22 protein-coding genes are annotated in these 25,905 nt (G+C 36.2%); 7 read left to right on the plus strand and 15 right to left on the minus strand.

Translation table 11 applies throughout. The features are described from left to right. Positions 1 to 27: 27 nt before the first annotated feature. The 12 genes from ACFSTE_RS17850 to ACFSTE_RS17905 form a co-directional block, all read right to left on the minus strand. Positions 28 to 1,065: a fumarylacetoacetate hydrolase family protein gene (locus ACFSTE_RS17850; protein WP_378298315.1), complete on the minus strand. Its 1,038-nt coding sequence runs from the start codon at positions 1,063 to 1,065 to the stop codon at positions 28 to 30. A 140-nt stretch (positions 1,066 to 1,205) separates the two neighbouring features. Next, positions 1,206 to 2,021 (minus strand): hypothetical protein, encoded by an 816-nt coding sequence (locus ACFSTE_RS17855; RefSeq protein ID WP_378254769.1) that lies wholly within the window; start codon positions 2,019 to 2,021, stop codon positions 1,206 to 1,208. Between the two features lie 45 nt (positions 2,022 to 2,066). Continuing rightward, the gene (locus ACFSTE_RS17860; protein WP_378254771.1) at positions 2,067 to 2,438 is read right to left on the minus strand and encodes a hypothetical protein; all 372 of its coding nucleotides are present in this window, start codon (positions 2,436 to 2,438) and stop codon (positions 2,067 to 2,069) included. A 273-nt stretch (positions 2,439 to 2,711) separates the two neighbouring features. Continuing rightward, entirely contained in the window at positions 2,712 to 2,927 is a 216-nt protein-coding gene (locus ACFSTE_RS17865) for a hypothetical protein (RefSeq protein ID WP_378254773.1), read from the minus strand. Next, positions 2,917 to 3,756 (minus strand): class I SAM-dependent methyltransferase, encoded by an 840-nt coding sequence (locus tag ACFSTE_RS17870; RefSeq protein ID WP_378254775.1) that lies wholly within the window; start codon positions 3,754 to 3,756, stop codon positions 2,917 to 2,919. The genes ACFSTE_RS17865 and ACFSTE_RS17870 overlap by 11 nt, the downstream gene beginning before the upstream one ends. 290 nt (positions 3,757 to 4,046) lie before the next feature. Continuing rightward, a complete protein-coding gene (locus ACFSTE_RS17875; RefSeq protein WP_378254777.1) occupies positions 4,047 to 4,781 on the minus strand; it encodes a YqjF family protein in 735 nt (244 codons plus the stop codon). Between the two features lie 47 nt (positions 4,782 to 4,828). Next, a complete protein-coding gene (locus tag ACFSTE_RS17880; RefSeq protein ID WP_176030296.1) occupies positions 4,829 to 5,605 on the minus strand; it encodes a DUF6090 family protein in 777 nt (258 codons plus the stop codon). A 210-nt stretch (positions 5,606 to 5,815) separates the two neighbouring features. Continuing rightward, positions 5,816 to 6,745 carry an alpha/beta hydrolase family protein gene (locus ACFSTE_RS17885; RefSeq protein WP_378254779.1) on the minus strand — a complete coding sequence of 310 codons (930 nt, stop codon included), beginning with the start codon at positions 6,743 to 6,745 and terminating at the stop codon, positions 5,816 to 5,818. A 152-nt stretch (positions 6,746 to 6,897) separates the two neighbouring features. Continuing rightward, the gene (locus ACFSTE_RS17890) at positions 6,898 to 8,316 is read right to left on the minus strand and encodes a glycosyl hydrolase family 28-related protein (protein ID WP_378254781.1); all 1,419 of its coding nucleotides are present in this window, start codon (positions 8,314 to 8,316) and stop codon (positions 6,898 to 6,900) included. Between the two features lie 435 nt (positions 8,317 to 8,751). Then, a complete protein-coding gene (locus ACFSTE_RS17895; RefSeq protein WP_176030294.1) occupies positions 8,752 to 8,904 on the minus strand; it encodes a hypothetical protein in 153 nt (50 codons plus the stop codon). 92 nt (positions 8,905 to 8,996) lie between these two features. Beyond that, positions 8,997 to 9,467: a hypothetical protein gene (locus tag ACFSTE_RS17900; RefSeq protein WP_378254783.1), complete on the minus strand. Its 471-nt coding sequence runs from the start codon at positions 9,465 to 9,467 to the stop codon at positions 8,997 to 8,999. A 99-nt stretch (positions 9,468 to 9,566) separates the two neighbouring features. Beyond that, complete coding sequence (locus tag ACFSTE_RS17905; protein ID WP_378254785.1) at positions 9,567 to 11,081, minus strand: S41 family peptidase; 1,515 nt, start codon at positions 11,079 to 11,081, stop codon at positions 9,567 to 9,569. Between the two features lie 309 nt (positions 11,082 to 11,390). On the opposite strand from ACFSTE_RS17905, the gene ACFSTE_RS17910 reads away from it, so the two are divergent. From ACFSTE_RS17910 to ACFSTE_RS17920, 3 genes are all read left to right on the plus strand, one after another. Continuing rightward, positions 11,391 to 13,298, plus strand: a complete 1,908-nt coding sequence (locus ACFSTE_RS17910) for a T9SS type A sorting domain-containing protein (RefSeq protein WP_378254787.1) — start codon at positions 11,391 to 11,393, stop codon at positions 13,296 to 13,298. Between the two features lie 243 nt (positions 13,299 to 13,541). Further along, complete coding sequence (locus ACFSTE_RS17915; RefSeq protein WP_378254789.1) at positions 13,542 to 15,590, plus strand: vWA domain-containing protein; 2,049 nt, start codon at positions 13,542 to 13,544, stop codon at positions 15,588 to 15,590. Between the two features lie 167 nt (positions 15,591 to 15,757). Then, positions 15,758 to 16,837: a M12 family metallopeptidase gene (locus tag ACFSTE_RS17920; protein ID WP_378254791.1), complete on the plus strand. Its 1,080-nt coding sequence runs from the start codon at positions 15,758 to 15,760 to the stop codon at positions 16,835 to 16,837. Positions 16,838 to 17,012: 175 nt separating this feature from the next. Here ACFSTE_RS17920 and ACFSTE_RS17925 read toward each other — a convergent pair whose 3' ends face one another. Further along, positions 17,013 to 18,641 (minus strand): acyl-CoA carboxylase subunit beta, encoded by a 1,629-nt coding sequence (locus tag ACFSTE_RS17925; RefSeq protein ID WP_176030288.1) that lies wholly within the window; start codon positions 18,639 to 18,641, stop codon positions 17,013 to 17,015. Between the two features lie 487 nt (positions 18,642 to 19,128). Here ACFSTE_RS17925 and ACFSTE_RS17930 point away from each other — a divergent pair, with 487 nt between their 5' ends. From ACFSTE_RS17930 to ACFSTE_RS17945, 4 genes are all read left to right on the plus strand, one after another. After that, on the plus strand, positions 19,129 to 19,311 hold the full coding sequence (locus ACFSTE_RS17930) for a CAL67264 family membrane protein (protein ID WP_176030287.1): 183 nt from the start codon (positions 19,129 to 19,131) through the stop codon (positions 19,309 to 19,311). 54 nt (positions 19,312 to 19,365) lie between these two features. Beyond that, positions 19,366 to 21,057: an energy-dependent translational throttle protein EttA gene (gene ettA, locus ACFSTE_RS17935; RefSeq protein ID WP_176030286.1), complete on the plus strand. Its 1,692-nt coding sequence runs from the start codon at positions 19,366 to 19,368 to the stop codon at positions 21,055 to 21,057. Beyond that, entirely contained in the window at positions 21,057 to 21,749 is a 693-nt protein-coding gene (locus tag ACFSTE_RS17940; RefSeq protein ID WP_378254794.1) for an HAD family hydrolase, read from the plus strand. The genes ettA and ACFSTE_RS17940 overlap by 1 nt, the downstream gene beginning before the upstream one ends. Positions 21,750 to 22,237: 488 nt before the next feature. After that, positions 22,238 to 23,062 carry a M12 family metallopeptidase gene (locus ACFSTE_RS17945; protein ID WP_176030284.1) on the plus strand — a complete coding sequence of 275 codons (825 nt, stop codon included), beginning with the start codon at positions 22,238 to 22,240 and terminating at the stop codon, positions 23,060 to 23,062. 278 nt (positions 23,063 to 23,340) lie between these two features. Here ACFSTE_RS17945 and ACFSTE_RS17950 read toward each other — a convergent pair whose 3' ends face one another. Together ACFSTE_RS17950 and ACFSTE_RS17955 are read right to left on the minus strand one after the other, a co-directional pair. Continuing rightward, on the minus strand, positions 23,341 to 24,465 hold the full coding sequence (locus ACFSTE_RS17950; protein ID WP_378254796.1) for a histidine decarboxylase: 1,125 nt from the start codon (positions 24,463 to 24,465) through the stop codon (positions 23,341 to 23,343). Between the two features lie 329 nt (positions 24,466 to 24,794). Further along, positions 24,795 to 25,586 (minus strand): MBL fold metallo-hydrolase, encoded by a 792-nt coding sequence (locus tag ACFSTE_RS17955; protein WP_378298317.1) that lies wholly within the window; start codon positions 25,584 to 25,586, stop codon positions 24,795 to 24,797. Positions 25,587 to 25,905: the final 319 nt, after the last annotated feature.

The raw sequence follows: 25,905 nt of genomic DNA on the forward strand, positions 1-25,905 counted from the left end.
ATTCTCTTCCCATTTATAATAATCTTGTTACGGTTGATACTCCGTAACGACCTGATTTATTTTTCCAAAAATGGTTTGACCTTCCTTGTCTTTCATTTCTATTTCGATTCTGTCCCCATATTTCATGAAGGGAGTACTTGCTTTTCCTTCTTTGATAATTTCTAAGCAGCGTACTTCTGCCAGGCAACTCGAACCATTTGGACTTCCCTGATTTGCAACAGTTCCTGAACCAATCACAGTTCCGGCCATAAGAGAACGGGTTTTTGCAGCATGAGCAACTAATTGCCCAAAATTAAAGGTCATATCAACTCCTGCATTCGGAGCACCTATTACTGTTCCGTTTAAGGTAGAGTACAAGGGTAAATGAAGCTTTCCATCTTTCCAATCCTCAGTTAATTCATCAGGAGTAACCACTACAGGAGCAAAAGAAGTCCAGGGTTTTGATTGATAAAAACCAAACTGTTTAGACAGTTCATTCGGAATTAGATTTCTTAAAGAAACATCATTAATAATTGATATTAGTTTAATATGCGATAAGGCCGTTTCAGCATTTACTCCGGCAGGAACATCATCGGTAAATACCACTACTTCAGATTCAAAATCTATTCCCCATTCTTCTTTTTCAATTTCAATGGGATCGTTTGCTCCAATAAAAGCATCAGAAGCTCCCATATACATTAAAGGATCTGTCCAAAAGGATTCCGGTAATTCGGCATTTCTGGCTTTTCGTACCAGTTCTACATGAGTGACATAAGCACTTCCATCAGCCCAGTGAAATGCTCTGGGAATAGGTGCTATTACTTTTACTTCTGAAAAATTAAAGGCCGATTCTAATTGATTTGCATTTAATGAAGTATATACTTCTTTTAATTTAGGTTCTGTTTCAGACCAGTTATCTAACGCTTGCTGAAGGGTTTCTGAGATATGAGGTACTTTGATGGCTTTGGTAAGTTCTTTATTGACTACTACTAATTGGCCGTCTCTTGTTTGATTGTCAATGGATGCTAATTTCATTTGATGTTTTGATTGTTGATTTCGTAATGTATACCCTGTGAACGGGTACATTTTGAGGGGTACTAAAAGTAGTGAATTTCTGATTAAGCAATGCGCTAAAGTGTGTTATTTTATCTAAGTGTTTTTATGTCAGATAATCAAGTGGTTACCGACAGAACTATGTAAAAAGATAATGTTAGTAGAGTTGTTTCTTAATTAAAGTAAACATCTGAATGGTCACCTTCCCAATTTCCGTCAGTATCAGTCGTACTATAGTCTTCTATTGAATCCAGGACATCAGATACCTCGGAGATGATATCGGAGAGTTTTGCCGTTGTATCATTCAAATAATCTGACCAATACCAATCCTGTTCGTATGTTATTTTATGTGCTTTGACAGATTTGTGAGGTGTTTTCAGTGTTTCTAAAAGCTCAAATTTTAGCGTATTAAGTAAAAAAATGTGCCCTTGAAGAAATCCAAGTATTTCAAGTGCTTTTTGCGGGGTATTTTTAATAAGAGCCTCTAGTTCTTCATCAATTTTATGTAAGTATTGAGTGATTTCAGATTTTAGTTTATCCCCTTTATGATTGGTTTTCAGAATAGATAAAATGCCTAAAAATAAGTTTTTATTAAAGAGATCGGTCATTTTTAAATCTACGATGATCTTTATTTTATACCGGTATACTGATGTGATCTCTTTATAAATTGCTCTAAAGAAGGATTTTAGAAGAAAGTAACTGTCTTTATCAATTCTATCTGTAAAATATGTTTCGAATCTATTGGGTTGATAGCTGAGAAAATTCTTTCCGGTTTCCACGATAAAATATGTTCTCAGATACGGATCTCTTGCGTGAGATGGTTGCATCACCTTTTTTAGGGTCAATACTTGTTTTATCAGTAAATCAAGTAGTGTTAGCTTGATAAGCTCTGATAAATCTGCTTTAGGATCTAAAATTAACTTGGTTGCTGCGGGTTTTAATATTAATAATCTGTCGATGCTTATTTCCCTGCTACTGGCTGTATCCATTATAGGTAATGTTTAATTTGTATCTTCCAAATAGAGAGAATAGACCTAGTCGAGACCAGGGGTGGTCTTTTTTGTTCTGTGATCCAGCTCTTTTTTTAATACTCTTGCTTTATCAGCCATATAAGGATCTGTTAACCACATTCCAAGTTTTGTATTTCTGAAATGAATAATAACAGTTGCTTTTTTACAGGATGCGGCATCCGGAAAAAAAGGAACCCCATTACACAGGGCTGTAACAATTCGCAACCATTTTGCCAGTTTTGGAAACCATACTTTATTCAAGCGTATCGATTCTATATCACGATATGAATAGAAACCTGAGTTTTGTACCGTTTGCTGGTCAATAAGCTGAAATCCATTGGTCTGAAACCGGAATTCAATTCTTGGATTTTTTTTGAAGATAATTTGTTCCTGCATACTATTCTTGATTATGGATTTCTGTCATATAAAATACAACATTTCAGTTGTTTGTCCAAAAGAGCTGCTTTTTTGTTTAAAGGGATCAAAATATTATCGGTAGTACCTGCTCATCATATACTGAGCTATTCTATCTATTTTAATATAAGTTATTTATGTTGTGTAAATGTTTCTTCCTTTTTTGTGAGAAACCAGCTCGAAACATAAACAGAAACCAGGACAGGAGAGACCTGTCCCAGGTTTTCTGTTTTGATTGCACCTCAAAAAGAACAATCAATAATCATTTTTCTTTTTCCTTGTTATCTTTTTTTTCACACTATAATGGCAACAGCTGCTTGCTACATAATTGATTTTATGTTCGGCTAATAGGATCGCAATAATGGTTCTTGTTTCATTGGCATCAAGTCCTATTGTCGCTCCCAGGTCAATTTCATTAAGCTGGTTTTTATTTTCTTTTAATGCGAGGTAATATCGATCTTTATTTTTCATAGGTTTTCTGTTTTTGAGTAGCAATCATCATGTGTGGACTAAACGATAAAAGATAAGGGTCGTTTTCGGTGATCGCTATTAGTGCTGATAATGTCTTTTTCCTTTTTTTATTGGATAGATTACTTAAGAAATCTTTATCTAACCAAGCCATTCCTTCAACGGCATAGGTATTCAGATATGTCAATTCTTGTTTTACAAATTCATTTTTTAACTCCTCTGGTTTATGATAATAGGCTTCGGCCAAAAGCCAGGGAAAATCATCGGGAGGGGTATGCACTCCTGTTGTTAATTCTCTTTGACACATTTCAAAAAATGATTTTTTATGAAGCAAGCCATGCAATAGACCTACCAAAGTAGAGGCGGTATAATTAATGGCAAAAGCCAGAATGATTCCATTATTTTTTACAACCCGTTTAGCTTCTATAATGGTAGCGATTCTGTCTTCTTTATTTTGTAAATGATACAAAGGACCATGAAGTATCACCAGATCAGCATAGTTGTTTGGCAATGTTAATTGTCTGGATTCTCCCAGATGAACGAAAAATTTGTTTTTTAGTTTGTTAGCTCTGTTTATAGCTATTTGTATGTGCTTGGGAACAGGCTCTACTAAGTGGACTGTATGTCCTTTCTGGGCAAGCCATGCTGAATATTTTCCTGTTCCTCCACCGACATCAATTATTTTTGAAGGGGTATTAGGAATATATTTATGGATAAGTGTTTTTACTCTTTCAAACTCAAAAACTCCCATACCTTTATCAAGTCGGGTTTCTTCAGATGCCTGATTATAAAAACGTTCTATGTTTCTGCTTATTAATTTTTTACGGTTCATTTTATATAAAATACGAATCCCATAGAGGTGTTAAGAAAGACCTCAAAGGCGATGTTCCAATTGATTTGAGGATCAATTGTCGTGTTGTTTAAAATTGAATAAAATATGGATGTAATTAATTACGCATTTAAAAATGAACTTATTTTAAATGCTGTAATTTCTCGTTTGGTCGAGACTGTCTTTTTATAAGAAAGACCGAGATTGATATGTTATAAATAGAGTAACAGACTACAAATATAAAAAAAACTAATATAAGTATGAGGAGCTATTAAAGTCACTCGAGACAGCTGTTACTTATTTTTGATATCCTGTTTTTTCTTTTTATTCCAGGCAATCACCTTAACGCCTTTTGAATAGTGAATTTTTGCAGGAGTATTGTTTATTAGTTTTTCAAATCTCGGGTACTTTACCTCTAATTTTTCTAAAGTAAGTTCATGGATGCACCATTCTAGATGATGAATATCGAATTCATTTATGGCTTGTTCTGAATCCTGAAAAAGGGCATATCTTTCAGTTAGCCATATATCCAGTCTTGTTTTTTTTCTTAATTTCTTTCCAATAGTAAATTCGATATTTAGAAGGTCATTAAATTTGGGGTTTTGTGCCTGATATTTTTGGTCAGTCCGTTCAATTTTAGAGAATCGATAAGGAAGTTCAGAAATTCTTCTGGCGATTGCACAGGACAGTTTTTTCCCTGCTTCAATACTCAAAAAATAGACACCTGTCTTGTTACCTGAACGGACATATGTACGAATATTGATTTCATCAAAATCTGATATAGGAGAGAAAGCAGGTACGTTTTTTGGACGTATTTTTTCCATTGTAAATGCAACGATAGAAACCCAAGGAGTTCCATCAAAAAGATCAATTTCTAATTCTTTTGGAACATGTTTTTTTAATTCGGTCAAGGTAACCGGATAATGAAGAAATACAACTTCATTCCACTCCTGATAGAATTTCCAACTTTCTGCAGGCAATTCCCAGGGTCTATGAGCTGTCGTATCTAAGATGTTTTTAAGAATCATTTGTGATCAACAAAAAGTTTTAGTTTAGCGAGTAGCTACGCGTTATATTATTGTTTGCTGGCAATGGCTTTTGGGTATTTATCTTCGATGAGTTTCAGTATTTTTTTTACATTGATTATAGCGATTTGATAATATCGGACTTTATATATCCTGTACCATAATACCTCGGATATCAGAAACCTGAATTCTTCGTCTTTTTTTAAGGAGTTTTCATCCAAAGGAATATATCCTATGATCTGTTTAATACCATTTCCAAAGTCTCTTGGGTAAGTGATTTTCAGGGAATCTCCCAGGTATAAGTCATAGGTTATTTCTGCATTTCTGTTTACCTTAAAGTTCTTTTTAAAATAGGGGATGAGATACTCATTAATATCCGGATTCAGGTTATTTCCTTTGGATATTCTTGGGAAATAATTATTATAAACCAATGTGATTAAATCCCTCAAAGAATCATTTTTAATGATACGCATGCCTGTGTTCTTCAGGTTTTCAAAAGCAGATGTGTTCGGAAAAATATATTCTTCCCTTGTAATCCAATAAAAATCCATTAACAGCGAATCACTCGTTATTGTATCAGTATTGATAAACTCCTGAACTTTTAATTGACTCGAAAGGGCATTTTTATGGATTTCGACATCATTCTTTAGATCCGCTAAATTGTCATTTAATTCAAAGTAGATTTGCGCAATAATCTCTTTTTCTGTTTTTCGTTCTTTAATTTCTTCGCCCCAGTTCGTTAAATAAAAAGCAATTAAAACCCCGATAACGATGATTACGATTTCAATCAAGTATGCATAAATGTCTTTCTTTTTTATTTTCCCCATTTTTCTTGTGACTAACAACATCTTGATTGTAAGTCGCTGTATTCGTTATTGATTTTATGCATAAATGTACCTAAACATTTGAGTAGTATGGATATTTTTTTAATGAGAAGGTACATTTGCTATGTTTTTCGGTTTTATCCGGTGACGTTTTATTGGCTTATATTTTATGTGTTTATTGATACCGTCAATGCATATACTACTGTTGGTAGTTTATTTCTGCAGTTTGGGTACTCCGGTTTTTTTAGTTTCTTTTTTTATCCATTGAAGAGCAATATCTACAGGTTCTGTGGTCTCTGCAAATGCTGTATTGTGTCCCAATGCAGAGAATATACAGTACTCGAATGGTTTCCCTTTGGCCTTAAAGGTATTAAGATGCTCTATCCCTAATTTTACAGGGATTTGTATGTCTTTCTCTCCAAAAATCCACAAGCCTGGGATAGAAAGTGTTTGTAATGCAACTTTTGGATCCGTGGCTGTAAACTGATAGCGGTCCGGATCATTCTTAATATGTGCACGCGCTTCTGCTTCTGTATGATTTTCCCAAAATTCAGTATTCCCATTGGTATAAAACTGAAACCGAAGTTGTTCTAGTGTAGTAATCGTAGGGCAGCTGAATAAGACCATAAATGATACGATCGGATTTTTGTTTGCAGCAATCGGTATAATCCATCCAGCCTGGCTAAAACCAATCAGACCTATGGGGATTTTTTGATGCTGTTCGTGCAAGGTGTTTACGGCAGCACTCACATCCTCGGCTAATAGAGTAAGGTTATCAGTACTAATATTGTTTGTTCCTACCTCAGGTCCCGCATATACGCCTTCGGATTCACCAACTCCTCGCTTATCATAGGTCAGTACAGAAATTCCACTCTTTGATAAACGTTTTGCAAATTCGGTCATTCGGGGAACCTGATCAGATCCGTGTACAATAACAAGACCTGCATAGGGATTTTGTGGCGTATAGATTGTTCCTGCCAATTGGATTCCTTTACTTTTAAAAGTAACATCCTTTGTTTTGATAGCCTCTGATGATTGCGCATCTAGTTGGTTTGATAGGAATACCAAAAAAATAATACTTAAGAAAACCGGGAGTTTTGTATTCCCTCTGAGATGCATTGAAATGTCATTTCTTCTCATCATAATATGCTTTTGAATGATTTTTACTCATTTGAATGATAATCTGTTTGGTAAAATACATAGTTTATCTGCTATATATGTATTAGGAATAAAAAATGTTACTATTGTTTACGTTTTTTAGTAACGATAGGGTTTTAACTTACAATTTAGATATATTATTGAATGTAAAATCTCAACCAAGCTGGGTTTTCAGGCTTGTTTACCAATCCAATAACAAAGTAATTGCTGTTAACTTCTTTAAGAAATGGTCCAGCAAGAGTTGTGTTTCCATGAGCTGGTTCCAGTCGTATATGTGATAAAGGACGAACATTTTTATTAAAGACTTTATAATATTGAAATCCAGTTAAATTGTCAACATATTTTTCTACAGGTTTATAACTATTTGCATGGTTCAAATCGATTAGGTTTATAGAAGAATTCATTAAATCAGATGATAATTTTACATTATCAAACTCGTATTGACTACCAAGTGTTCCTGTAAAAATTTTGAAAGGGACAGTATTTTCAATAAAATCAGCATTACTAACTTTTATAGTAGCTCCATAAATAGCCAAACCAAACCCACTTTTTTTTGCACTTATATTATTAAAAGTAATGTTTGTTGCTCCGTTTGAAACTAGGAAACCTGCTTTAGACGCATTATCTGAATGACTATTAATGATATAATTATCTTTTGAACTGAAACCAAATGTAAATCCATTTTCGGCTGAGTTTCTAGATACACAATTAATTATTTGGGTGTTTTCCGTGGGGATTCCTTTGTGCCCAAAATTGAATCCATGATAAAATCTATTGTTTTTAACTATGCAATTGCTTATCAAAGAATATTTAGAGTCAAAACTTATTCCGCTAGCTCCTGCATTTTCAACAATACTAGAGTTTATAGTATTGTTTTCTCCACTTACCTGGATTCCAGACCAAGAGTCTTTATCTCCTAAACATTGAATATTACTAATTATAGAATTATTTGTGTTTTTTAACCAGATTCCTTCTCTGCTCCAGTTAGAGAGTTGAATATCATTTATCTTAACATTTTCACATTTAACGAAGTAAAGACAACCTAAGGTAATATTACTCGGTTTAGCATTAGGAAGTCTATTGTTTTGAATTCTTTTTATTGAAACTTCAATATTGTTACTGTTTTCAAATTTAATTAAAGAAAAATAACCTTGTTGCAATAAATCTTTATTTCCGTCGATAATTCCATTACCAGAAATAATTATGTTTTCAACATTATTTCCATAGATTAAATTATTAAAACTAGAACTATATGTGTTTTTTTCATTAACTTTTAAAGTACCATCAATTATTAACGTTTTATTTGATGGAACTATTAATGATTTTACTAAAAAAGTATGATTTTCCTGTAAATATATAGTCTTGATAGATTTATCGTCAAGTAATTTCTGGATAGCTTCCGTATCATCATTAATCCCATTTCCTTTTGCTCCTTTTGATAATGCGTTAACATATTCATAATCATGTGCTTTAGTGTCATTATTAAAGCTAGTGTCATTTTCACAACCTAGAAGAACTACTATTGAAATTAATAAAGTAAATATGCTTTTTTTCATTTGTTTAATTTTTTATTTGAAAACTGAATAATAGTGGCTACAATTTTTATAATATATATTTACAAAATTAGCGTTTTTCAATATGAGTAAAAGTAAAATCTATTGCAACTACAGAAATTTGAAGTCATAATTTTATGCAATAAAAATCATATTATAAATAACTTTTTTCACAGCTATTTTAGCCCTAAAAAGGAAAATAAAATCATTGTTTTTTGTAGGTTACTTCTTGTTTTTTTGTTAGAAAAAGTGATGTACGGCAGTTGATCAAGTGTTGTATAACAAAAAAAAGTGTTCTTAGTTCATTTTTTTTGTTCTAGAGCAAATGAAAGTTTATTCTTAGAAGAAATTCGTCTTTTTTAGGAAAAAAAAAGCCTCAAATACTGAGTTTCTCAGTTTGAGGCTGGAAGTGGGTTTGTCCCATTTTTAGCTGGGTTGCTATTCGTTTTTATAGGTTACTAATCCATACCCAAAAGGTGTAGAAACATCATTTCTATATATTTCTCTCACAATTGCATACTCAATAGGTATAGCTTCAACTATATTAGTATTGGTAGGAGCAGTTTTTCGAGAAGAATATGTAGTTCTCATGATGTTTATTTTATAGGGTATAGTACAAGGAGTGTTCCAAACTCTTTTTTTGATCATAAATATTTGTTAAACAACGATTTATTGTGGTGTTCTTATGGAGAAGGAGGAAGGGAGTTGATTTTATCTTCAAGTATTTCTATAAAGTCAAAGAATATTTTTTTAGAGGCTTCTGAATGCTGATTGGTTGCTCCAAGGGCTATTTTCTTTCCATTTTCCAGTGTGATCATATATGAAGAATTTCCTCTACTGGTCAGGAGGCTACATTTTTTGATATCGGCATAATAGATTTTGTCTATTTTTTCTGAGGCGATATAATGCTCGGTAAACCATAATTCGTCTATAATATAGGTAACTCTGATAAAAAGAAAGAGTACTGCAATCATGGTTACTACCAATATAGGGATGATAAATTCTAAGGGAATGGAATTCAGGGATATCTCTGTTTTTTCCAGGAACACGACTATCGCGATTCCAATTAGTATAAAACATGCAATCAGCAATAGCAGTTGTACAATAACTTTGTGATAATTTGCTGTAATTGACAGCCTGAATTTATGTTCCATAATACCAAACATTATTTATAAATGATACTCCTGTTCACACTTGGTCAAACCTAAGAAAATATTACGGTTCCCACAGCAACGAATAAAAGCTGGTTGCTATCATTTAAAAACTGATTTGTTATTGTTGATTTTCTTTTTCTTTGCGATTAATTCCATTGCAAATTCCATTTCTACATCCTTTCCGTTTAATTTGTCTGTAATCGAAGGTTTGATATAGTAATCTGGAATGACCCCATGACCGGTATTTTTATGAGCAACTCGCAGACGAAATAATTCTACGGGAATCTGAATACGAATTTGGGAATATGGCAGGGTAAGGGTAAATGTGGTACCACTAACATGTTGCTTGGCATTACCACCAACTTCTTCACCTATAAAAGTAGCCCGCCGAGCATGTTTGATAAATGCGGTAATTTCTCCCGTAGCCGAAAATGAATAGCCATTGGTGAGAATATATACATCTCCGTTAAAAACTGTGGTGGCAGGAGGGAACTCTTTTAATCCGGGAATTCCCTTGATTTCATATACATCTCCTTTCCTTTTTAATTTAAAAGTAGGATATAAAAAGTTCATCAAAAAGCCTCCGTAATTATACAGTTTAGGATTCGGAACCCTGTTGGATTTGGTATACATAGTTTCATAAAAGGTAAAAGGAGTCTTGCTCAGATGGGCGAATAATTGTAGTGTAGGCATCTCATCGCCCCCTCCGTTATCCCGTAGGTCTATTATTAATTGTTGTACATTATTGGCTGCTATCTGATCAAAGGCATTCGAAAAGAATTTTCTGAAATTCTGTTTTGCTTTTTTTAGGTAATAGATAGAAAAGGTTTTGAGTTTCATAACGGCAATACTGTCTTTTATATCCAGAGTCATTAGGGGTTCACCGGTAAACCCCCACCATTGTTTGTTATCGCGATATCGTTCCCATTTTACTTTTTTGATTTCCTCTCCGCTTAGCCCCCGAATACGCAACTGCTGCTTTACTCCCTCTGGAGTTTTTAATTCTAGTTCATATACCTCGGGAATTCCTTTTAGGTAAGCATAATACCTACGAAAAGTATCTGTAATAACTTTTTCTGGAAAGGTAGTATTATAACCGTCTCTGGGTAATTGATTTCGTAAAGTAGTAAAAACGGCAGCCGCATTTTCTCCATTGATGGTATTGAGAATACTCCCTTCTTTTATGGCATCATTATGCGAATAGTTCTTTAGAATATATAATGTATCCCGATCAAAATACAGTTCCAAAGGGAATAAAGGAGCTTTCGTTTTTATATAGCGCTCATAGGCTACTTCGGGTTTGATAGCAGTATGTCCATTTTTGATATGCTGATTGAGTACTAAAAGTTTCCTATATAGTTCAATAGAAGAAAGGGGAGTAGTAATTGATGTTTCTAAGGCATCAAAAACAGTAGCAAAGCGCAATGAATCGGTATATGTATATAATCCTGTGTGGATTGTTTCCAGGTTTTTTCTCAGAAGCTGTATTTCTTCCTTTAGCTGGGCTACAGTATGTTTTTTCTCATTAGAAATAAAGGAGGTCTGCGTATATACTGTTTTTGCTCCTGTAATGCCAAGTAGTAATAATAACATATAACTTTTTAGACGTTTCATAATTGCAATGCTTTGTGTGATGTATACAAAACTATTAGGCTTGTTGTTGTAAAACAGCCTTGAATTCCTTAATTATATGTTAATCTGTGTTTTATGAAATGTAGCGTTCCTGTTTATTAAGAATATTGCTTGTTTTAGAGCAAACAATTTATAAACTCAATTCTTCCTTCGTAAAGTTCTTTAGAACTGTTTATTGATTAATCAGTACTCTTGTGTGTATAGCAATTGCTACAGGGCTGATCCCCCTCATTCTTATAGTTCGCGGAAACCGAAAAGCGTACGAGTAGGTAACTCTTAAAAACATATCAAATGAGAAATAAATATAAACTATTTACAATATTGCTTGCCTTCGTGGTTTATCACAGTACTGCTCAAAATCTGGTTCGAAATGGAGATTTCTCTAATTATAACACCAATTGCAGTTTGAGTTTTAGTGATGCTTTTACCAATAACTCATCCACCAGTTGTGTTGATGATTGGACGTCATATTCAGGGAGTCCATCATTACACGGAACCCCAACGAACCCGTATGCCTGGATGTGGTCACGTGGTAGATCGTTTGAATCAATTAGAACTTCTGTTGCTTTTAAGCAAGGAGTTTGTTATACGGTATCTTTTAGCGTAAGAACTAATGATCACGGGGATACCAATACCAATGCAGGAAGTACGATAAACTTACGAGCGGTAAACATACGATCTACAGGGGGAATACAGAATGAAGAGGACATCTTTACGGATAATATCGGAAATTACCTGAATAATTACAGAACGGTACAAGTTACATTTACTCCAACCAGAGATTATGAAACTCTACTGATTAATCCTTATTATGCCGGTTCAGGAAGACAGGCAGAAATGAGCATTGATGGTATCGTTATTGAGGAAAGAAATATTACGAATACATTCGGTTTTGAGGATGTTACAACTGCCAGCACACATCAGTTTTATTGTCAGGAAACTGTATTTCTTAATGGAACAGCCTCTGAAGGAGAGGATCGATACATCATTTATATCAGCAAAAGACCGTTGGGATCCACAGGAAGTTTTCAATGGGCAGGAACCACAGGATGGATTTCAGGACCAATAGGACGCGTCAACCTCACGAATGTTTTTCAGCATCAGGGAGTAGTTATTGAAAATGGGTATGAGTATGAAATCAAAGTGGCATTACAAAATGATTGTACCAACTGGGAACCTCTTATCAAGCGTTTTACTATGCAAGAAGAGAATAAGGTAGATACAGCATTTTCTGTACAGTATCACTGTGATAGTGATGGTACCATTACAGTTGTAGCCAATGCTGCTGACCCTAATGGTACACACTGGTGGGGACTTTATGAAACAACCCAGTCTGGGAGTATTTCTGATACGGATACAGTTGGTCTGATTGGAACAGTGCAGTCAGGAACTACTGTTACCTTCAGTGGGCTAAGTACTTATAAGAATTATTATATCAAACATGGAGTTTGGAATAGTTGTTATCCCTGGACCGAAGCAAGAAAAGCCACGGATGGAGATGTTAGCTGGTCTCCGAGAACCAGTGATTTTTCGATTACTTCTAGGAGTTTTAGTAATGGAACTATCCATATAAGTGCATTAGCGCAGTCGAATTCGGTATTTGTCAATCATTGGTGGGCAATCTATGATAGTGCGACAAATGCGCAGATAACACCTATAGAGTGTTGTGGAACGATAAAGCCTGGTTTCTCTTTTGCAGGACAACTTAATAAAAAATACTATATCAAACATGGAATTTGGAATGATTGTATGGGATGGAAAGAATCCAGAACAGAATTTTGGTTTGGTCAGGAGCCTTCTGGTCAGCATCCTTCTGAATATTATTCAGAAATTCATCCTCTTGATTTCTCTCCTTCTACTGCTTATTTAGCACAAATGAATGCTGCTATTATATCAGGAGCCATCATTGAAGATAATATTATGATGAGAAGAGATCAGGAAAGAAGAGCCTCCTCAATTAGTGTATATCCCAATCCGGCTTATGCTTATGAGACGATTCATATTGACAGTTCAGAAGATGTGCAGATCAAAAAAGTATATTTACTGGATATGTCCGGAGCTCATATTCCGTTAGAGGTCATACAGAATCGTACACAAACAAAACTTCATATAAAGACAGCACTCAAAAAAGGGGTGTATTTTATAAAAGTAATCGATACGGCTAATAAAGAAACTGTCAGACAACTACTGATACAATAATAAGTATCGAATAAGAGTAAGCAGCAAACACTCGCGCTCCAATAGTATAGATAACGTGAATAATGGAAAAGCTCCCTTATTCACGTTATCTTTTTATACGCCGTTTTAGAAATCAGATTGGTATGATTATCTATATGATAAAGCCTCTTGCCTCATCCAAAAAGGGTGTTTACTCATCATTGATTGCAAGACGCATAGAAGACCTATAACTTTAATGGTATACATCTATAAAATCGTACCATTATGAGATACTTATTACTATGCTTACTATACAGTTTTTGTTTTTTATTACAAGCTCAGACGCCTCGTTTAAACGGGATCGTTACAGATGAAAATGGCCTTCCATTACCGGGAGTTTCCATTATAAATACGCGTACCAATCAAGGAAGTACCACCGATTTTGACGGGTACTTCACAGCATTGGCATCTCTGGGGGATACTCTTTCTTTTTCATACATAGGATACGTTTATGAAGAGTTGATTGTGAGTGATTTATATAAAACTATTAATGTAATACTTAAAGAAGATAATGAGGAACTGGAAGAAGTGGTGATCACTGGATATGCTACAGGATCTTATCGCAATAGGGCACCATCTCGTGTCCAAAGAAAAAAACGAGTTAACAGTCGATTGACATTTCAAAAGAAAGAAAAGACAACTTCAAAAGGGGGGAATCCGGCAGTGTATCCCTCTAAAAAACAGCCGTTATATATTGTTGATGGAAATGTAATTCCTGCACAAGCTATTTCCTGTGTATTAGGAATGAATAAAAACAGGATTTCTAAACAAAAAAAGTACAAAAGAGGAGAAGCTCAAGCGATTTTTGGTAAGCAAGCCCGATATGGCTGCGTGGTGATTACGACTCATTCAGGGACATACCGAATCGAAGATGAAGAATCCTATCGAAAGATTACAGAAAATCAATTTCTACAGACAGTGTATGATCCGTTATCTACTTTTTCTATCGATGTAGATAAGGCTTCCTATAGTAACATCCGAAAAAAGATCAATGCGGGGATTCCCATCCCCAGAGACGCGGTAAAAATCGAGGAAATGGTGAATTATTTTGCGTATGATTACCCACAACCAACAGGAGTACACCCTTTTGGAATTCATACGGAATATGGAAGAACCCCCTGGAATCCGGAAAGTCAATTGGTAAAAATAGGGATTAAAGGAAAAGAAATGACCAAAGCGGCAATACCGGCGTCTAATCTGGTCTTCTTATTGGATGTCTCCGGTTCTATGGATAGCCCGGATAAGCTGCAATTGCTAAAAAAAGCCTTTTCATTACTGGTACAACAGTTGCGGGAGAAAGATGTGATTTCTATCGTGGTATATGCCGGGGCTGCAGGTCTTGTACTACCGCCAACTTCTGGAGCATATAAACAACAGATTATTCAGGCATTGGATGGATTAGAAGCAGGAGGGTCAACTGCCGGGGGAGAAGGAATAGAATTAGCATATCGCATAGCAGAGGAGAATTTTATCAAAGGAGGAAATAATCGGGTTATTCTGGCTACCGATGGCGATTTTAATGTAGGGATGCACAGTGATCAGGCTATGGAAACATTAATTACAGAAAAAAGAAACAGTGGTGTATTTCTTACCTGCCTTGGATTTGGGATGGGAAACTATAAGGATAGCAAACTGGAGATCCTGGCGGACACAGGAAATGGGAATCACGCATATATAGATAGCATGCAGGAAGCCAGAAAAGTTCTGGGAGATGAATTTGGAAGTACTTTATATACAATCGCCAAGGATGTAAAAATTCAGGTAGAATTTAATCCAGAACATGTGCAGGCATACCGGCTTATCGGTTATGAAAACAGATTACTGGCTGATGAGGATTTTATAGATGATACTAAAGACGCCGGGGAGTTGGGAAGTGGTCATACCGTTACAGCACTTTATGAGATTATCCCCAAAGGAGAGCAGCATCCTTGGGTACGACCTGTTCCCGAATTAAAGTATCGAAAAGAGGAAGGGATAACAAATTCCACAGATGAACTGCTTACGATTAGATTCAGATATAAAAACCCTTCCGAACACAAAAGTCGTGAATTGACGCATGTGGTTCAGCTATCGGAAACCAGTACTCCCTCAGTAGATTTTCATTTTGCAGCTTCTGTAGCTTGGTATGGAATGCTTCTCAGAAAATCTATGCTGCTTCCTAATAAAAACCTGGATGCAATTGCATCCCTGGCAGCTGCTAACAGAGGAGAAGACCGATTGGGATATCGGGCAGAGTTTATCCGCTTGGTCAGAAGTTATCCTGTGATTCATTGAGAATGGGAGTGAGGGGTAGCAGCTGTTATCACTAAAAGGGTCCGTACATAGAATAGACTGTTTTTTACATATTTAAGGAATCATTAATACGATATTAACGAAGCTTTAATAGTGGGAAATTTGTTTTTAATTCGACTTATAGAGAACCGCATAAAATAAATAAGTTTATGAAAAAACAAAATATCGTATACCCCTCAAATCAGTTGTTATTATTGCTATTAGCAATGGTTCTCCTATGTAGTTGTGAAAAAGACACAGTGCATGCTCCTACAAGTCCCCCGGAAGAATCAGCTGTAGATACTATGGAAAAACCATGTCCTGAAGGGAACAAAAAAAGTATTATATATGAGGGAAAACTATGTCATGGATTTCGAATCTCACAGTTCCCAGTTGCCAAATCGGCTTCGTTATTAGTTACAAATCAAACCAATTCAGTACTATGGGCTCCGGGGCAAACTATTCGTGTAAAATTTATCGATCCGGAAGATAAGTATCAACTACATGCATTGGTAAAAGAATATGCCAAGCAATGGGAAGCTTATGCCAGTATCAGATTTAAGTTTGTATCGAGTACAGAAACTGCTCAGATAAAAGTTGGTTTTAAAGAAGGAGCTGGGCATTGGTCTTTATTAGGGAGAGGTGCTCACCTGAGGACGCAAAGTATGAATCTGGATCCTAAATATAAAGATAATCTCAGGGGGATTAAAAGTACAATTCTTCATGAATTTGGTCATGCACTGGGACTGATACATGAACATCAGCATCCCGAAGCGAATATCAACTGGAATAAAGATGCCGTATACCGTTTTTATATGGATGAACAAGAATGGAGTAAAAAAGAGATTGAAGAAAATTTGTTTGAAAAAAATCCTGTAGACCGAGTATTTTATACGAGTTATGATCCTACTTCTATTATGCACTATCCCGTACGACAAGCTCATACGACAGATTGTTTTTCTATAGCATATAATTATGTACTGTCTGATATGGATAAACTTCATATTAGTAAAATATACCCTCCTGTTGATGATATTAAAGCGTATACCGCTACCAGAAATTATCAGCGGGGAGATTATATGGTTTATAAAGGGAGAATATACAGGGCTTTGCAAGATGGGCTACGCAATAGTACTCCGGAGACTCAGGGAAGCCGAAACAAATGGAAGGATATTACCAGAGTTACAGAAGAAGAAGCTGCTTTTTTAAGTAGAAAAAACAGCAATGATATACCACTAATAACCCTATGAGATAGTTGATTACTTACTACATCAGTAAAGGCTTTGCTATATGCAAAGCCTTTTTTATATGATACCTTACTAAGGTGAGATGTAAATGTTCTATTGGGGTATAGATAGTCGTTTCCTCTGTATATCTTATGAATGTTTCTCAGGTGATGACTACTATTTCATTAGTTATCTTTGTTTATACCTGAATAACTCCAAGGTTAAATGGTTTTTCAATCGGAGCGTGATCTGCAGCTTCGATCCCCATAGATATCCAGGTTCGCGTATCCAATGGATCAATAATTCCATCTGTCCATATTCTGGCGGCAGCATAGTAAGGAGAAATTTGCGCATCGTATTTGGCTTTGATCTTATCAAATAATGCCTTTTCATCCGCTTCACTAATTTCTTCTCCTTTTTTCTTTAGGGAAGCAGTTTCGATTTGCAATAATACCTTGGCTGCTTGTGCTCCTCCCATAACGGCGAGTTCGGCACTTGGCCAGGCACAAATCAGTCGCGGATCATAAGCTTTTCCGCACATAGCATAATTTCCGGCTCCATAGGAGTTTCCTATAACTACCGTAAATTTAGGAACAACACTGTTGCTTACGGCATTCACCATCTTGGCTCCGTCTTTTATAATTCCTCCATGTTCACTTTTACTTCCTACCATAAACCCAGTGACATCCTGTAAGAATACCAGAGGAATTTTCTTTTGATTACAATTGGCAATAAATCGAGTAGCTTTATCAGCAGAATCCGAATAAATCACTCCTCCAAACTGCATTTCTCCTTTTTTGGTTTTGACAATGGTACGTTGATTAGCTACAATCCCTACAGCCCAGCCATCGATACGTGCATATCCGGTAATAATGGTCTGACCATATCCAGCTTTGTACTCTTCAAAATCAGAATCATCTACCAGACGCTTGATGATTTCCATCATATCGTATTGTTCATTTCTGGCTTTTGGAAGAATTCCATAAATCTCCTCAGGGTTTTCTTTGGGAAGGGCAGGAGTACTTCGGTTATACCCAGCTTTGGTATAGGCTCCGATTTTTGAAACTATATTTTTAATAGTATCCAGCGCTTCCTTATCATCTTTGGATTTATAGTCGGTAACCCCTGATATTTCGCAATGTGTAGTTGCTCCTCCCAGCGTTTCATTATCAATAGTTTCTCCGATAGCAGCTTTTACCAGATAACTCCCCGCTAAAAAGATACTTCCTGTTTTATCTACAATTAATGCCTCATCACTCATAATAGGCAGATAGGCTCCTCCGGCGACACAGCTACCCATTACTGCGGCAATTTGAGTAATTCCCATACTACTCATTACGGCATTGTTTCTGAAAATTCTTCCGAAATGCTCTTTATCAGGGAATATTTCATCCTGCATAGGCAGGTATACCCCGGCACTATCCACCAAATATATAATTGGCAGGCGATTCTCAATAGCGATTTCCTGAGCTCTTAGATTTTTCTTTCCGGTAATCGGAAACCAGGCTCCCGCTTTTACCGTAGCGTCATTCGCTACAACAATGCATTGTTTTCCTTCAATATATCCGATTTTTACAACCACTCCACCACTGGGACACCCTCCATGTTCTTCATACATTCCCTCACCGGCAAAGGCTCCAATCTCAATAACAGGGGCATTGTCATCCAATAAATACGAAATCCGCTCCCGAGCCGATAATTTGCCTTTGGCATGTAGTTTATCAATTCTTTTTTGACCTCCTCCTAATTTTACTTTCGCCAGTTTATGACGGAGGGACGAAACCAGGAGCTTATTGTGATCTTCGTTTTTATTGAAGTTTATATCCATGTGTGTTATTTGTTTGCACGAAAATAACAAAATTCAACGATATTTTTACCGCCTTTACAGAAGCAGGTCAAAGCTGTTTTTGATTGAAGGAAAAATGGACTAAGGCTGAACTTTCGATTACATCATTTCGAAATAGAATGCTAACTATACGTTCTCTTAGAGAGTTTACAAGATCCATATTACGATTCAAAAACTAACGGCATGTATCGCAAAGAATATTTTTGAAGATTAAAAATCTGATAGAGGGGGCAAATAGAAATTTTAGCGAAGCGAAATGTTAAATACTCATAAAGTTTAAGAGCATTACTATCCCAAAAATAATCAGGGATACCTCCCGCTTTGTCGCCAAAGCACTACAAGAGAAACTGCTCATATATACACTTTATTTGAGAGCGTCTTCAGCTACTTACAGCATTAAAAAGTGTATTTTATCGATAAAAAACCGATATTTGCAAATCAAAGTTAACAAACAGACTAAACTACACATATGGGAATGAATAAAAACACGGTTTTAGCGTGGGCGACATTTATAATGATTATTGTTGGATTATTACTGATAGGATTAGGGGTGTTTAGATATCGCGATGTATCAGGATATGGTTTTGCAGCAGTAGGCGCTGGTTTTTTTGCTATTGCATGGGTTTTTAATGCTTTAAAAGGAAGAGTCTAGTAGGCTTTATTAAAACAATTATCTAAAAATAAATCACAAAATAGTTAGTTTTTTATGTCAGACGATAAAAAAGTAATTTTTTCGATGTCCGGGGTGACTAAAACGTATAAAAGCGCGAATACTCCGGTATTAAAAAATATATATCTCAGTTTTTTCTACGGGGCTAAAATCGGTATTCTCGGATTAAATGGTTCTGGAAAATCAACCTTATTAAAAATCATTGCTGGAGTTGATAAAAACTATCAGGGTGATGTGGTATTTTCTTCTGGATACTCTGTTGGATATCTGGAACAAGAACCACAATTAGATCCTGATAAAACCGTGTTAGAAGTGGTTAAGGAAGGTGTTGCAGAGACCGTAGCGATATTGGATGAATACAATAAAATCAACGATATGTTTGGGTTGCCAGAGGTCTATGAAGATGCTGATAAGATGCAGCAACTGATGGATAAGCAGGCCAAGTTACAGGATCAGATTGATGCCAGTAATGCCTGGGAATTGGATACCAAATTAGAAATCGCCATGGATGCCTTACGTACTCCGGATTCTGATAAAAAGATTGGTGTCCTATCAGGAGGGGAACGCAGAAGAGTTGCCTTATGTCGCTTGTTATTACAGGAACCGGATGTATTACTACTGGACGAGCCAACCAACCACCTGGATGCAGAATCAGTACACTGGTTAGAACATCATTTACAGCAGTATAAAGGAACGGTGATTGCCGTAACGCACGACCGTTATTTCCTGGATAATGTTGCGGGATGGATTTTGGAGCTGGACAGAGGAGAAGGAATTCCATGGAAAGGAAATTATTCTTCCTGGTTGGATCAGAAAGCCAAACGATTGGCACAGGAACAAAAACAAGCTTCTAAGCGACAAAAAACACTCGAGCGAGAGCTGGAATGGGTGAAGATGGCACCTAAAGGAAGACAGGCCAAACAAAAAGCACGTTTGAATAATTATGACAAATTATTGAATCAGGATTCGAAACAGGTAGATGAGAAACTGGAAATCTATATCCCCAATGGTCCCCGATTAGGAACCAATGTGATTGAAGCAGCGGGAGTAAGCAAGGCTTTTGGAGATAAACTCTTATATGAAGACCTGAATTTTAAACTTCCACAAGCAGGTATTGTGGGGATTATTGGTCCTAATGGGGCTGGAAAAACGACCATTTTCAAAATGATTATGGGAGAAGAAACTCCGGATGCCGGAACATTTACGGTAGGAGAGACGGCCAAGCTTGCATATGTAGACCAAAGCCATAGCAATATCGATCCCGAAAAATCGATTTGGGAAAACTTTAGTGAAGGTCAGGAATTGGTTATGATGGGAGGAAGACAGGTGAATTCCCGAGCTTATCTAAGTCGTTTTAACTTTGGAGGAAGTGAACAGAATAAAAAAGTGTCTACCCTATCAGGAGGAGAACGCAACCGACTGCATCTGGCCATGACATTGAAGGAAGAAGGAAACGTACTACTTCTGGATGAGCCGACCAACGATCTGGATGTGAATACTCTTAGAGCCTTGGAAGAAGGGTTAGAGAATTTCGCAGGTTGTGCCGTGGTGATTTCTCACGACCGCTGGTTCTTAGACAGAATCTGTACCCATATCCTGGCTTTTGAGGGAGATTCTCAGGTATATTTCTTCGAAGGTAGTTTCTCTGATTATGAAGAAAACAAGAAAAAACGATTAGGAGGTGACTTAATGCCAAAACGTATTAAGTATAAAAAATTAATTCGCTAATGGGATTGGAGCACATCAAAGTAATTGCTTTTGATGCAGATGATACCCTGTGGGTTAATGAACCTTTTTTTAGGAAAGCAGAACAAGATTTTTGCGATATATTTGCATCTCATTTACCTAAAGATCAGGTAAATGAGATGCTCTTTTCTACGCAGATGAAAAACCTCCCCTTATATGGTTATGGGATTAAACCGTTTACTTTATCACTGATAGAAACGGCCATGGATATTACCGGAGGGCAGTTAGATGGCGACATTGTTGCTCAACTATTGCAGAAAGGAAAAGAAATGTTAGAAACCCCTGTGGTATTGTTAGAAGGGATAGAAGAAACCCTGGCAGTATTGGCAACAAAGTATCGGCTGGTCATGGCTACAAAGGGGGATTTATTGGATCAGGAACGCAAACTGATCAAATCAGGTTTACAGCACTTTTTTCACCATATAGAAATTGTATCTGATAAAACCGAAAAACAATATACACAACTGGTACGGCATCTAGACATCCAGCCTCATGAATTTCTGATGGTAGGGAACTCCCTGAAATCTGATATTGTACCGGTACTCGCTATGGGCGGCCATGCATTTCACATTCCGTATGAGACCACCTGGGTGCATGAAATGATCGAAGAGGAAATTACACATCCATCTTTTAAAACCTTTGCACAAGCAAGGGAAATTTTAGCCTATTTATAACCCTTTTTATATACTGGCAGGCGGAAAGCTACGGAATTTCAATTGGAATTACTGTCCATTATTGCTACGCTATACAGTACTTGTCACCCGCAATTTACAAATCAATCATTAAGGTTTTACCCTTTATATAATAGGTGTATTGTCGTTTTTAGTCCTTTTATGTACTATTTTGTGCTGATGACGCCGTAAGAAAAGATTACTTTTTCTTAACTATTTGTTAATATATTATTTACACACGCTTATTTCTATTCCTACGCTAGTGTGTTGATTATGAGCAGAATCTCTTGTATGATCTATCGGTTTTTTGATACAAACAGATAGAAATGATGTATAAACTGTTTGTTTTTGATGAAAAACCATATGTTTTAAATTGAAAGCTATATTTCTTACAACACCGATAAATAGTTGTTAAAAATAATTATACTTGATTTTAATGTTATTAAGTGAGATAATTTTGCTTACACACAAATCATTTTAATTTAAGTAACATGAAAAGAAAATTTAAGAGCCTGTTGGCAATTAGTTTAACAATTGTAAGCAGTAGTATGTACGTGTCATGCGAAAATGAGGGAGATTTCCAAAAAGAGGAAACTCATTTATCTGATGAAATTGTAAGTGCTCCAAAAGAAGTACTGATGATTAACGGGCAGAAAATCCATGTAAAGAAAACAGCCACAGAAGGAAAGTATCTGGTAGAGAATGATATTCTGATGGATATATCTCAAATGGAACAATATTATAAACCAGATGCGCATAAGGCCAATATCGGGCAGATCCAATGGCGTAATATTTGGCCTAATAAAACGGTCTATTATCAAATCAATCCGAGATTGCGTCATCGTGGAATTATAAACAATGCCATGCAGATTATAACACAACAGACAGGGATTCGTTTTGTAAACTCTACAGGGACTGGAAATTACATCGACATCACTTCTAATATTTACGGGGATAATAGTTCTGATATTGGAATGACAGGAGGAAGACAAGAGTTATCACTATCCTCTGCCAGTTTAGGAATTGCGATTCATGAGTTTGGGCATGCGCTGGGGTTAGCACATGAACACAGTAGAAGTGATCGGGATCAGTACCTGGTGGTAGATGATAAATTTTGGGACAAACCTTTCTACGGATATAGCTATGGAGCTTTTGACTTTAACTCTATTATGTTATATGGTTCCATAAAACTAAGCAATGGGAACTGGTCTTTTGTCAGACGATCTGATGGACAGCCTTTTAGATCTGCTACGGATAGTCGTTCTCCCCGATTTAGTCATGGTGATCTTGCAGTATTGCGCGCTTTATACCGATAAAAAATGAACATCTTGATCGCAGGTATGTCGAGATGAGTAAGATATAATGCCTGTTTTTTGATGGATAGGTGAGGGTATGTGATATATAACTCTTTAGATATATTTTTAGCCTCTTGTCATCATACCTTCACCTATATTTACGATATTATTTATTTTTTAAATCATTATTAGCTCATAATTGCTGCCATTGCCCATCTTAATACGTATCTATGCGTTTATATAAGAAACAAGGTCCTCATAAAATGAAGAGCTTGTCTAAAGCTAATTAATACGTATTCTTATGCGGGTATGATCATGGTTTCTTTTAGATCTTGTATTAGTAGGTCGATCTGATCAAAACTTACATTAGGCATACAAATAATATGTGATTGTCCGTTTTCTGTGGCCAATTGCCATTTGTCAATAATGGCTACAGGAGGAGCCGGAAACACAACGGTAATAGCATTGGGATTCCTCCAGGCATCTATCCCCAGTGTCTGTAATTTCTTGAGGGTATAAGCGGCTACAGCAAGACTGTGACGCGTACGTTGTGTAAAACCTTCCACTCCCAATTTCTTGATAGCATACCATAAAAATAAAGGACTATGTCCGTTTCTGGAACCGGTGATAGTCGCATCGGCACTACCAATATAGGCGATATTCCTGGCAATACGATCCCGGTTATCTTTCTTGACAATCACAACTCCTGATGGCATAGGAGATCCAATAAACTTATGACCACTGACCGAAATACTATCTACTCCATCCTGAAAATCAAAGATTGGTCGTGGATCGATAAAAGGAGCAAACCCTCCTGCTAATGCAGCATCTGCATGAATGTAATGACCACTTATTGCCATATCTTGTATTATAGACGCTATCCTGGCAGGGTTATCTTTGGCCTCGGTCATGGTGGTTCCTATATTGGCTATAACAATCACAGGACGATGTCTGTTATAACCAATAGCTTCGCGAAGATCCTGATAATCAAGCTCTCCATTTTCCTGTGCCCGCACTTTGACAAAATCCATATTGAGTAAAGTAATATTCTTTTGTACACTATAATGGGTAGCCTCAGAAAAATATACCATCCCCTTAGGGTACAGTTCTCTGGCAAGATATAACCCATACAGGTTTCCTTCTGATCCTCCATTAGTAACATACCCCCAGAAATTATCCGGATCTGCTCTGAACTGTTCTGCAAAAAAATGAACTACTTCTCGTTCCATCGCCCGGGAATCTACCCGATAGGTAGATTCTCCAAAAGGATCTCCAAGGTTATTGAGTGGAAATTTTAAAAAAGGTAAAAGATCGGAATAGTCAAAATCTTTAGATACCGGATATCCTAGAAAATTCTGCGTGGTTTCCTCTATATTTTTGTATAATGCTTCGAGCTGATTTTGTTCTAATGTATGTAATTTCATCAGTATATGTTTAGGGTTCTAGTTAGGGAAGACAAGTGACATCCTTGACGTTTCACATCGTTATTTCATTGTGTATGCGTTGATTCCGTCACACGTTTCGTTTTCACTTTATTGATACATATCAAGAAAGCTGCATACATTCCTGGTTTTACAGTACAAGTTTCCCTGCTCAAAGATAAGAAGTAAGGATTATAATTCTTTTTATTTAAATAAAATTAGATTTTAATTCTATATTTTAATTTAATAAAGAAAAATAATCTATATGTGTGTTATTAGATGGATTGAAAAGAAAAATAGTCTGTATAGCCAAAACGATGGCTTAAAAAGGCCTAGGAATTCGGGTACCAATCCAATAGAACTACGTTAATTTCCGGATTTTTTTGTTGCAATTTATTTTTAAAGCGGACCACATCACTATCTTTTTCTTTACCCCGGTAATGATAGGGGTATACCAGTTTTGGTTTAAAACTCATCACTGCGGGTATGGCGCGATCCACTGTCATGGTCCAGGGTTGATTCATACATACAAAAGCAATATCTATATCAGTAAGTGCTTTCATTTCGGGAATGTCTTCGGTATCTCCAGAAATATAGATCTTTTTGGACCCCAGAGTAAGCACATACCCATTTCCTCTTCCTTTAGGGTGATATTGCAGCGCTTCTTCTCTTAGGTTATACATAGGGATTCCCTCGACAATAACTGGACCGACTTCTTTTTTTTCTCCATTATTTAACACAACCAGATAATCCGTATATGCGGCAGGGAGTTTTTCTGCCACGGCTTGAGGTGCGATCAGTTGTGTTTTTTCCAGGTGTAAACTATCCAGTGTTTCTATATGCATATGATCTCCATGAATATCCGTAATGAGAATGATATCCGGATCAAGATGTTGATTAAAAGCAGCTGCATTGACCGGATCGATAAAAATAGTGGTCTCTTTCCATTGAATGATAAAGGAAGCATGATGAATGGGGGTAATGTGTAGATCGGTCAATAGTTGTGCAATGACTGTATCCGTAGTCTCAGTGGAAGGGTTTATAGTAGTCACAGGGGATTTCTTTGTTTGCTGACAGCCAATCAGGCATCCTAATAGTATAAGCAGGGGTAGTATATATCGCATTTTGGTTTCGTATTGGATCACTAAGATAATTAATATTCTTTTGTAATAGCTTCCTGTCTGAGGTTCCTTTTGATACGGTTCTTTAACCAGATCAGGTTTCTAGGATACTGCTGAGTGCTAATAAAATTAAAATTCCGATTCCAGTCTGAATAAAACCTCTGTAAAAGTGCTGATGTAGGTAATAAATCCCTCGGATTTGTTTAAAAAACATAGGAATTTACAGCTATAATAGTAACAATCAATCGTGTATATATGAGATTTGTTTAGAAGCGATACAGTCTTTATTTTTGAAAGTATTATTGTAATTTTACACGTATAA

The sequence above is a fragment of the Aquimarina hainanensis genome, from assembly GCF_042684685.1.
Classification (GTDB): Bacteria; Bacteroidota; Bacteroidia; order Flavobacteriales; family Flavobacteriaceae; genus Aquimarina; species Aquimarina hainanensis.

Bases quoted from the DNA above. Each gene is read 5' to 3' on its own strand.
- ACFSTE_RS17850 (WP_378298315.1), bottom strand. From the start codon at position 1,065: ATGTACCCGTTCACAGGGTATACATTACGAAATCAACAATCAAAACAT.
- ACFSTE_RS17855 (WP_378254769.1), bottom strand. From the start codon at position 2,021: ATGGATACAGCCAGTAGCAGGGAAATAAGCATCGACAGATTATTAATA.
- ACFSTE_RS17860 (WP_378254771.1), bottom strand. From the start codon at position 2,438: ATGCAGGAACAAATTATCTTCAAAAAAAATCCAAGAATTGAATTCCGG.
- ACFSTE_RS17865 (WP_378254773.1), bottom strand. From the start codon at position 2,927: ATGAAAAATAAAGATCGATATTACCTCGCATTAAAAGAAAATAAAAAC.
- ACFSTE_RS17870 (WP_378254775.1), bottom strand. From the start codon at position 3,756: ATGAACCGTAAAAAATTAATAAGCAGAAACATAGAACGTTTTTATAAT.
- ACFSTE_RS17875 (WP_378254777.1), bottom strand. From the start codon at position 4,781: ATGATTCTTAAAAACATCTTAGATACGACAGCTCATAGACCCTGGGAA.
- ACFSTE_RS17880 (WP_176030296.1), bottom strand. From the start codon at position 5,605: ATGGGGAAAATAAAAAAGAAAGACATTTATGCATACTTGATTGAAATC.
- ACFSTE_RS17885 (WP_378254779.1), bottom strand. From the start codon at position 6,745: ATGATGAGAAGAAATGACATTTCAATGCATCTCAGAGGGAATACAAAA.
- ACFSTE_RS17890 (WP_378254781.1), bottom strand. From the start codon at position 8,316: ATGAAAAAAAGCATATTTACTTTATTAATTTCAATAGTAGTTCTTCTA.
- ACFSTE_RS17895 (WP_176030294.1), bottom strand. From the start codon at position 8,904: ATGAGAACTACATATTCTTCTCGAAAAACTGCTCCTACCAATACTAAT.
- ACFSTE_RS17900 (WP_378254783.1), bottom strand. From the start codon at position 9,467: ATGGAACATAAATTCAGGCTGTCAATTACAGCAAATTATCACAAAGTT.
- ACFSTE_RS17905 (WP_378254785.1), bottom strand. From the start codon at position 11,081: ATGAAACGTCTAAAAAGTTATATGTTATTATTACTACTTGGCATTACA.
- ACFSTE_RS17910 (WP_378254787.1), top strand. From the start codon at position 11,391: ATGAGAAATAAATATAAACTATTTACAATATTGCTTGCCTTCGTGGTT.
- ACFSTE_RS17915 (WP_378254789.1), top strand. From the start codon at position 13,542: ATGAGATACTTATTACTATGCTTACTATACAGTTTTTGTTTTTTATTA.
- ACFSTE_RS17920 (WP_378254791.1), top strand. From the start codon at position 15,758: ATGAAAAAACAAAATATCGTATACCCCTCAAATCAGTTGTTATTATTG.
- ACFSTE_RS17925 (WP_176030288.1), bottom strand. From the start codon at position 18,641: ATGGATATAAACTTCAATAAAAACGAAGATCACAATAAGCTCCTGGTT.
- ACFSTE_RS17930 (WP_176030287.1), top strand. From the start codon at position 19,129: ATGGGAATGAATAAAAACACGGTTTTAGCGTGGGCGACATTTATAATG.
- ettA (WP_176030286.1), top strand. From the start codon at position 19,366: ATGTCAGACGATAAAAAAGTAATTTTTTCGATGTCCGGGGTGACTAAA.
- ACFSTE_RS17940 (WP_378254794.1), top strand. From the start codon at position 21,057: ATGGGATTGGAGCACATCAAAGTAATTGCTTTTGATGCAGATGATACC.
- ACFSTE_RS17945 (WP_176030284.1), top strand. From the start codon at position 22,238: ATGAAAAGAAAATTTAAGAGCCTGTTGGCAATTAGTTTAACAATTGTA.
- ACFSTE_RS17950 (WP_378254796.1), bottom strand. From the start codon at position 24,465: ATGAAATTACATACATTAGAACAAAATCAGCTCGAAGCATTATACAAA.
- ACFSTE_RS17955 (WP_378298317.1), bottom strand. From the start codon at position 25,586: ATGCGATATATACTACCCCTGCTTATACTATTAGGATGCCTGATTGGC.